General features: G+C 73.4%; 4 protein-coding genes. 1 reads left to right on the top strand and 3 read right to left on the bottom strand.

The window, feature by feature from the left end; translation table 11 throughout:
* Positions 1-75 precede the first annotated feature (75 nt).
* Positions 76-885 carry a DNA-formamidopyrimidine glycosylase family protein gene (locus tag WMJ97_RS13520; RefSeq protein WP_347349527.1) on the bottom strand — a complete coding sequence of 270 codons (810 nt, stop codon included), beginning with the start codon at positions 883-885 and terminating at the stop codon, positions 76-78.
* A gap of 123 nt (positions 886-1008) precedes the next feature.
* Positions 1009-2559 carry a glycoside hydrolase family 32 protein gene (locus tag WMJ97_RS13515; protein ID WP_347349526.1) on the bottom strand — a complete coding sequence of 517 codons (1551 nt, stop codon included), beginning with the start codon at positions 2557-2559 and terminating at the stop codon, positions 1009-1011.
* 298 nt (positions 2560-2857) lie between these two features.
* Between WMJ97_RS13515 and WMJ97_RS13510 the strand changes: the two genes are divergently transcribed.
* A complete protein-coding gene (locus WMJ97_RS13510) occupies positions 2858-3667 on the top strand; it encodes a DUF1295 domain-containing protein (protein ID WP_347349525.1) in 810 nt (269 codons plus the stop codon).
* Positions 3668-3814: 147 nt separating this feature from the next.
* On the opposite strand, the gene WMJ97_RS13505 is transcribed toward WMJ97_RS13510, so the two are convergent.
* Positions 3815-7565, bottom strand: a 3751-nt coding sequence (locus WMJ97_RS13505) for a helicase-related protein (protein WP_347349524.1), incomplete at its 5' end; no start/stop codon positions are given.

Genomic DNA, 7565 nt, shown 5'->3' with positions numbered 1-7565 from the left:
AAGCCTGTGATGGTCGTTCAGGATCCGTATGGATGACATCAGACACCCCTGCGGGGCGCCCTCTTCGCCCGTGGCTCAGCGCGGCTGGCAGCGCGGGCAGAAGTAGAAGGTGCGCTCCTGGGCGGGCGGCCCGGCCCACTCGAGCACGATCGGCGTCCCGCAGCGCCGGCACGGCTTGCGCCGCCGGCCGTGGGCGTAGTGCTCGTGGCCGTGCCTGCGGACGCCCGTCCCCGACGGGATCGGGAAGTGCCGGTTGGCGTCCACGAGCCGCTGCGCGCGGACGACGAGCGCGCGCAGGCGGTCGTCGGTGAGGTCCGCGACCGGGGTGAGCGGGTTGATCCGCTCGAGGAACAGCGATTCGGCAGCCCACATCGTGCCGATGCCGGCGAGGTTGCGCTGGTCGAGCAGTGCCGGGCCGATCGCGAGATCCCGGGACGCCGCGCCCGCAGACCGCAGGTTCGCGACGGCGCGGGCGGCGTCCCAGTCGGGGCCGAGGAGGTCGGGGCCGAGGTGTCCGACGAGCGTCGGCTCGTCGGACGTCCGGACGACGTCGAGCATGCCGAGGAGGCGTCCGATCGCGGTGTAGCGCGCGGTGCCGAGCACCGCGCGGATCTCGTGGGCCGCCGGGACCCGGGACGCCGCGGGCTGCACCCGCCACTGGCCATCCATGCGTAGATGGGAATGTATGGTCAGCGGGACGCCCCCGTCGCCGCCCAGGCGATGCAGGATGTGCTTGCCGCGGGAGACGACCTCGACGGTGCGGCGTCCGGCCAGCTGGAGGGTCGACAGGCCCGGCCAGCGCAGGTCGGCGAGCGTCAGCTCGGTGCCGGCGAACACCTCGTCGAGCCGGTGGGCCGTGCGCCAGACGGTGTCGCCCTCGGGCATGTGGACGCGGCCCCCTTTCACGAGCGAGCGGATCCCCGCTGCGGTGGTGACCCCGCCGGACGGTCCGGCGAGGAATCACCACCATGGTGCAGCAGGGATCCGCGGGTGGGGGGTGGTGGCGGCTCAGCTTCGGTAGTTCGGGATGGTCGTGACGGTCGGGCTGATCACGCGGGTCGCGCCCCCGTGAGAGAACACCGACAGGCCCAGGCTGCCCGGCTCGGGGAAGATCTGGTCGGTCAGCACGGCCTCGCCGTCGCCGGCGAACACCTCGACGCTGGCCTCGTCGACCAGGATCCCCAGCTTCACCTTGCCGTCGGCCGGCCGGTAGGCCGCCCGATGGACGCCGCGGAAGTCGTTCCCGCCGGTCACCTCGTTCGCCGCGAAGGCGGACTCACCCGAGCGCGTCCGGTCGAGGTAGACCTGCTGCGACCGCGCGTCGTAGCCGACGACCGTGGTCTGGCCGCGTCCGGTGCGCACCTGGACGCCGTAGTTGCGCGCCCGCGTCTTGTCGAAGGAGACGTCGAGTTGGTACGCGCCGGTCGGCGTCCGGCCGAGCGAGTGGACGCCCGAGACGCGGCCGCCGCTGCGGACGCTTTTCTTACCGGAGGCGTCCACGATCGGCGTCTGGACGAGGCGCACCTCGCCGTTGATGGTCTTCAGGCCCATCGTCCGGGGAACGCTCATGGCCGAGCGCCACGGGGAGGTGGGGGTCTTCTGGGCGTACGTCCAGTTGTTCATCCAGCCGATCATGACGCGGTCGTTCGTGGGCGTGTTGTCCCAGGAGACGGCCGCGTAGTAGTCGGCCCCGTGATCGACCCAGTCGGCCCCGGTGACCGCCGCGCTCGTCGGGGAGTCCGCGGTGAACGTCGTGCCGTCGAAGTCGCCCAGGAAGTACTGCGCGGCGGACCCGCCGGCGACGCCGCCGGGGTTGATGTTGACGACCAGCACCCACTTCTTCTTGGCTGCGTTGCCGTCGACCGGCAACTGGAACAGGTCGGGGCACTCCCAGACGCCGCCGATGGCTCCGGTCGGGCCGAACTTGCTCAGCAGCTTCCAGGACTTGAGGTTCTTCGACGTGTAGAAGGACACGGTGTGGTCGGTGGAGTTCGACACCGTCATGAGCCAGCTCTTCGTCGGCTCGTACCACTGCACCTTCGGGTCGCGGAACTCGGTCGAGTTGATGTCGAGCACCGGGTTCGCCGAGTACTTGGTGAACGTGCGGCCGTTGTCGAGGCTGTAGGCGATGCCCTGGGCCTGCTTGCCGCCTTCGCGCGCGGCCATCGTGAAGATCGCGACCATCGCCGGGTTGCCCGGCTTGCCGAAGCCGGACGTGTTGTCCTTGTCGATCACGGCGCTGCCGGAGAAGTACATCCAGTGCTCGTCCTCGGGGATCGCGACGGGCAGCACGGTCCAGGTCTTCAGGTCGCGGCTGACCGCGTGGCCCCAGGACATGTGTCCCCAGACGTAGTCCTCGGGGTTGTACTGGTAGAAGAGGTGGTATTCGCCGTTGTGGTAGACGAGACCGTTGGGGTCGTTCATCCAGTTCTTCGCCGGCGTGAAGTGGTAGGCGGGGCGGTATTTCTCGGTGTACGTGGGGGCCGGCAGCGCCGAGCCGCCGACGGACGCCGGCGAGCGGCCGAAGCTGTTCGGCGCCACGAACACGAGCATGGACATCACGATCAATAGGACTGATGGGACGCGGAATCTTCTCATGGGGGTCCTCCGGAGTGACGACAGTGTCAGGGTCGGTGTATCAAACACATGCGCATATGTCACCCGTCGGGGCGACAATCAGTACTTTCGGAGGAGGCCCCCGCCGCGCGTGCGGGGCGGTGGGGCCGGCCGTCGGGCCGGTCGCTCGGCGCCCCGATGTCGACGCCGGCGGCGTCCGGACGCCGTCGCGCGAGCTTTCCGCGGCTCTGTCCGGCGTCCGTCCGCGCCGCTACGATGAGCGTGGCTGGGAGGAGCACGCATGAACGGACTGCCGGGTCTTCTGTGGTTGTTGGTGCTGGTCACGGCGTTGATGGGCCTGTACGGGTTCTGGCGTCCGGTGGCCTTCTTCAACCTGATCTACCCGTTCTCGGTGGTCGCCATGGCGGTGATCGTCATGGTGGCCAACGCGCAGCAGTTGCGGGCGCCGCTCGTGATCCAGCTCATTCTGCTGATCGCGTGGGGGCTCCGGCTCGGGCTGTATGTGCTGCGGCGGGAGCGGTCGCGCTCGTACGCCGCGCATCGGCAGGCGTCCGGTTATGGAGAAATCCCGGTCGTGATGCGTCCGGTGATCTGGATCGTGATCTCGCTGCTCTACCCGGCCATGGTGTCGCCGGCCCTCTTCGGGCCGTCCGACGGCCGCGACCTGGGCCCGATCGGCACGTCGGACCAGTGGGTCGGCCTGCTGATCATGCTCGCCGGCCTGGCGCTCGAGACGTGGGCCGACCGGCAGAAGTCGGACGCGAAGAAGGCCGCGCCCAACACCGTCGTGACCACCGGGTTGTACGGCTGGGTGCGCAGCCCGAACTACCTGGGCGAGGTCGTGTTCTGGCTGGGCAACCTGATCGCGGGCATGCCGTTCGTGACCGGATGGCTGCGGGCCATCGTCGCGATCGGTGGGTTCTGCGTGCTGGCGCTCATCATGCTCGGCGCGACGAAGCGCCTGGAGACCCAGCAGGGCCGCCGCTACGGCAACGACCCGACCTACCGCGCGTGGGTGCGACGCGTGCCGATCCTCTTCCCCGGCACGCCGGTGTACAGCTTCAAGGGGCTCAAGATCCCCGAGGTGTGAGCGCTCGACGACGGACGCCCCCGTCGGCCTCCTTGGGCCGGCGGGGGCTTTCGCGTTGGGTGGCCGGGGTGGTCCGCCGGCGTCGAGTGAGCGGCGGTCAGGGGTGGCGAGCGGCGACAATCGGTGGGCAAGGGCGGTGAGCGGCGCTCAGCGGCGGAGCCGCAGCCCCTTCGGCGTGAGCCGGAAGCCCGCCTCGGCGAGCGCCGCGGCGAGAGGGTGGTCGCCGCCAAGCACGTCGGCACCGTCGATCTTGTCGACGGTGAGGGCCGCGAGGCGTCCGGAATGCACCAGCCCCGCCAGCGCGGTCGCCGCCGGGCCGAGAAGTGCCGGGTCAGGCGTCCAGGTGAGCGCCGTGTGGCCGCCGCGCTCGAGGTAGACGACCGGTGCGCCGTCGGCGAGCACCACGAGCGCGCCCGCCTTGCGGGCGGGGCGGTGCGCGAGCGCGTCGGCGTCGGGCCAGGGGAGGGCGGCGCCGAACGGGTTCGCCGGGTCTGACGCGGCGAGCACGAGCGGACCGGCTGCGCGCTCCCGCCCCGGACGCCCCGCCGCGCGCAGCCGGTCGACCGCGCCGACCGTCGCGAACTGGGCCGCGCCCAGCCCCTCGACGAAGTAGCCGCGGCGGACGCGGCCCGCGTCTTCGGCCGCGGAGAGCACCCGATAGACGCCCGCGAACCCGCCCTCGACCTGCTCGGCGGCCACGCTGCCCCTGGTCAGGACGCCGTAGCGGTCGAGCAGCGTCTCTGCCTCGCTCAGCGCGCGCTCGGTGGGCGCCTGCCCGGCGTCGGGGGCGAGCGACCAGCGGCCCCCCACGTCGGCGGCGGTCGCGTGGCGCGGCCGCGCCACCCGGACGCGCCCATACCGGCCCCGCGGCGACGCCGCCCGCGCCCGGTGCGTCGTGCCGCCGGCCCCGAGCCGGGCCCGCAGCGGCGCGAGGGTGTCGTTGGTGACGAGGCCCTTCCACACGAGCTCCCACAACGCCTCGGACGTGGCGGCCCCCGTCGCGTCGCCCACCCGCACCGCGAGCGCGCCGAAGAAGTATGCGCCGCCGTCGGCGAGGGCGTCGAGCAGGGCGACCTGGGCGTCCCCCTCGGGCTCGCCGGTAGGCCCGGCGAGCCCCGCCAGATCGGCCGGGGCGAGGGACACCCAGCCGTCGGCCTTCGCCAGCGACCCGTGCCCCCGCCAGACCACCTCGCCGGAGGCGCAGAGCTCGTCGAGCATCGCGGGCGCGTAGTCGCGGACGCGGGCGGGGAGCACGAGCGACTCCACCGCCGACGCGGGCAGGACCGCCCCGGCGAGCTGCTCGACGGCCCGCAGGACGCCCTCGGTGCCGCGGCCCGCCTCGGGCCCGAGGCCCTGCCACGCCGGCAGGAAGCGCGCGAAGTCGGCCGCGGGCACCGGCTCGACCTCGGCGCGCAGGGCCGCCACCGAACGCCGCCGGATCGTCCGCAGGACGCCCGGGTCGCAGAGCTCGCGGCCGGTGGCGTCGGGCCGGAACTCGCCCTCGACCACCCGGCCCTCGCTCGCGAGCCGCGCGTAGCCGGACGCCGCGACGGCCCGGCCGAGGCCGTAGTGGGCGGCCACCTCGTCGACGGTGAACGGCGTGTGCGTGCGGGCGTACCGCACGAGCAGGTCGCCGAGGGGGTCGGCGACGGGGGCGGCGAAGGCGTCCGGGACGCCGACGGGCAGCGCGACGCCGAGGGCGTCGCGCAGGCGTCCGGCGTCTTCGATCGCGGCGAGCCGCCCGCCGTGGGCGCCGCCGATCGGGAACACGCGCCTGGACGCCTCCAGTTCGGCCAGCCACGCGGGCTGGAAGCCGTCGCTGCGAGCCTCGATCTCGGCCGGGGTGAGGGGGCCGAGGGCGCGGAGCAGGTCGGTGACCTCGTCGGGGTCGCGGGCGCGCCGGCCGTCGGCGAGGTGCTGCAGCTCGGCGTGGGTGCGGGCGAGCGCGTCGGCGTCCAGAAGCTCGCGCAGGCTCAGCCCCTCGGATGTGCCGAGCAGCTCGGCCAGCAAGTCGGGGTCGAGCGAGAGCGCTGCCGCGCGGCGCTCGGCGAGCGGGGAGTCGCCCTCGTAGAGGAACTGGGCGACGTAGCCGAACAGCATCGACGACGCGAAGGGGCTGGGCGACGGCGTCGTGACCTCGACGGTCGCGATCTCGCGCGACCGGATGCGGCGCATCAGCTCGGCCAGGCCCGGCAGGTCGAACACGTCGGAGAGGCACTCGCGGACGGCCTCGAGCACGATCGGGAACGACGGGTACCGCGACGCGACCTCGAGCAGCGCGGCCGAGCGTTGCCGCTGCTGCCAGAGCGGCTGCCGCTTGTCGGGACGCCGCCGCGGCAGCAGGAGCGCCCGGCCCGCGCACTCGCGGAATCGGGACGCGAACAGCGCCGATCCGCCGATCTGCTCGGTGACCAGGGCGGTCACCTCGTCGGGGTCGGGGAACAGCAGCTCCATGAGGTCGGCGTACGGGCCGGCGTCCCGGGCGGGGGAGGCGGGGGAGTGGTGGAGACCAGAGGAGTGATGGGTACCAGGGGAGCCCGGCTGGCCGGGTGAGCCGTCCTGGCCGGCCGGGTCGGCGTCCAGTTCGAACGGATCGCCCAGGTCGGGCAGCCGCAGCACGATGCCGTCGTCGGCGTGCATGGCCTGCACGTCGACGCCGTACCGTTCGCGGAGGCGCGCCGCGATCGCGAGCGCCCAAGGCGCGTGCACCTGCCCGCCGTACGGGCTGTGGATGACGACGCGCCAGTCGCCGAGCTCGTCGGTGAACCGCTCGACGACGATGGTGCGGTCGGTCGGCAGGCGTCCGGTGGCCTCGCGCTGCTCGGCCAGGTAGGCGAGCAGGTTGTCGGACGCCCACGGGTCGAGCCCGGCGCCGGCGAGCCGCTCGGCCGCGGGCTCGGGCGGGAGGGCGCTCACCTCGCGGACGAACCCGCCGACCGCCTCGCCGAGCTCCGCCGGACGCCCCAGCGTGTCGCCGCGCCAGAACGGCAGCCGCCCCGGACGCCCGGGTGCCGGCGTGACGAGCACCTGGTCGTGCGTGATCTCCTCGATCTGCCACGTCGACGTGCCCAGCGTGATGACGTCGCCGACCCGCGACTCGTAGACCATCTCCTCGTCGAGTTCGCCGACGCGCCGCCCGGGCCCGTCGCCGGCGATGAACACCCCGAACAGGCCCCGGTCGGGGATCGTGCCGCCGGATGTCACCGCGATGCGCTGGGCGCCGCGCCGGCCGACGAGCATGCCGGACGCCCGGTCCCACGTCAGGCGCGGGCGCAGCTCGGCGAACTCCTCGCTCGGGTAGCGGCCGGCGAGCATGTCGAGCACCGACTCCAGGACGCCGCGGGTCAACGTCGCGAACGGCGCACCCCGCCTGACCAGGGCGAACAGGTCGTCGACGGACCAGTCGTCGAGCGCGACCATCGCGACGATCTGCTGCGCGAGGACGTCGAGCGGGTTCGCCGGCACGGCCAGGCTCTCGATCGCGCCGGCGCGCATGCGCTCGACGATCACCGCGGACGCCACGAGGTCGCCCCGGTACTTCGGGAAGAACACCCCATGGCTGACGGCCCCCACCTGGTGCCCCGCGCGGCCGACGCGTTGCAGGCCCGACGACACCGACGGCGGCGCCTCCACCTGCACGACCAGGTCGACCGCGCCCATGTCGATGCCCAGTTCGAGGGACGAGGTCGCGACGACCGCCGGGAGGCGTCCGGCCTTCAGATCGTCTTCGGTCTGCGCCCGCTGCTCGCGGCTCACCGACCCGTGGTGCGCGCGGGCCAGCACCGCGGGCGCCCCGGCGCCAGCGCCGGCCTGCCCCATCAACGCCGCGGGGGGACGCCCCGGGTGCGGCGGGGCGGGCGGGTCGTCGCCGGTGGGGGAGTCGTCGGGCCTGGGTGAC

The organism is Nigerium sp., assembly GCF_039811905.1.
In the GTDB taxonomy this organism is placed as follows: Bacteria; Actinomycetota; Actinomycetes; order Propionibacteriales; family Propionibacteriaceae; genus Propioniciclava.
Note: the sequence above shows the minus strand (reverse complement) of the source record. Positions and strands in the feature narration are given on the sequence as shown.